The organism is Streptosporangium nanhuense (assembly GCF_059358815.1).
This window is the reverse complement of the sequence record NZ_JCADBG010000099.1, coordinates 1-1,308: the sequence shown is the minus strand read 5'-3', so window position 1 is coordinate 1,308 and position 1,308 is coordinate 1. Positions and strand designations below refer to the sequence as shown.

Sequence of the window (1,308 nt, the reverse complement as noted above, 5' to 3'; positions counted from 1 at the left end):
GCCGAGACCTTCCGGGTACTGCGGCCCGGCGGCCGCCTGGGTCTCGGCGACGTCGTCACCGAAGGCGCCCTCGACGCTGAGCCGCGGGCGGCCACCGAGCTTCGGGTGGGCTGCGTCGCCGGCTCACTCAGTGTCGCCGAGTATCGCCGGCTGCTGCTGGAGACCGGTTTCGTGGCCGCCTCGATCACGCTGACCGCCGATCACGGCGACGGCGTCCACTCGGCGATCGTCCAGGCGGTCAAGCCCGCGATCTCGCCGGGGCTGGAGATCCGGCCGATGCGTGACGCCGACGCCGAGCAGGTGCTGGCCATCTACCGGGCGGGGCTGGAGAGCGGCCAGGCCAGTTTCGAGACGGCGGCCCCCCGCTGGGAGGGCTTCACCGCGAGCAGGCTCGCGCATCTGCGCTACGCCGACACCGACACCGGCACCGGTGAGGTCGTCGGCTGGGTGGCCGCCTCACCGGTGTCGGCGCGTCCGGTCTACGCCGGAGTCGTCGAGCACAGCGTCTACGTTCACCCCGGCCGCCAGGCTCACGGGATCGGCCGGGCCCTGCTGGCGGCGTTCGTCGCCGCCAGTGAGGACGCCGGGATCTGGACGATCCAGTCCGGGATCTTCCCGGAGAACGCGCCCAGCCTCTCGCTGCACCAGGCGCTCGGCTTCCGCGTGGTCGGCACCCGCGAGCGTGTCGGCCGCCATCACGGCATCTGGCGCGATGTGATCATGATGGAGCGGCGCAGCGCGATCGTCGGGCGATGAACCCGGGCGAAGGCGCGGGAACATCCGGCGGCCGACGATGGTTGTGCATCTCGTGGCCGGTGTGCCCAGTGTCCCCGGGCCTCACCTATCGCCTTCGCGGAATACCGTTCGGCTGGAGCCGCGTTGCGCATTTCGCCGAGAGGCGACCTGCACACCGGTACGCACACGTTGAACCGAAGGCCCCGCCTTGGGCGGGGCCTTCGGCATGTCCAGAGGCCATGTGACCTCCGGGCCGCGCGCCCGACCGTGGCAAGGACCGATGTTGTCCGGCCGAGCCTGCGCGAAGGTGCACGTCGGCTGTTCATCCGCCGTTATCCGCGACGAGATCGGGCGCCGGGTGCGCACCCTCCTCGGCGAGTTCGGCGAGTTCGGCGAGCCGGTCAGCCGACCCCGTACACCGAGCACTCATAGACATCTGTCAATATAGACAGTGCATGACTTCGATGAGTATCTATGTCCGGAGGTCTGATGGAGCTGCTGCAGATCCTTGAGTGCAGCCCGCCGCTGGTTCGCGAGCCCCTGGAGGCCGGGCAGGCCGCCGGGATCGCGCCG

1 protein-coding gene is annotated in these 1,308 nt (G+C 70.4%); it reads left to right on the top strand.

What is annotated here, in order from left to right:
* On the top strand, nt 1-756 hold a 756-nt coding region (locus AC5L38_RS44145; RefSeq protein WP_495248810.1), incomplete at its 5' end, for a GNAT family N-acetyltransferase.
* Nucleotides 757-1,308: the final 552 nt, after the last annotated feature.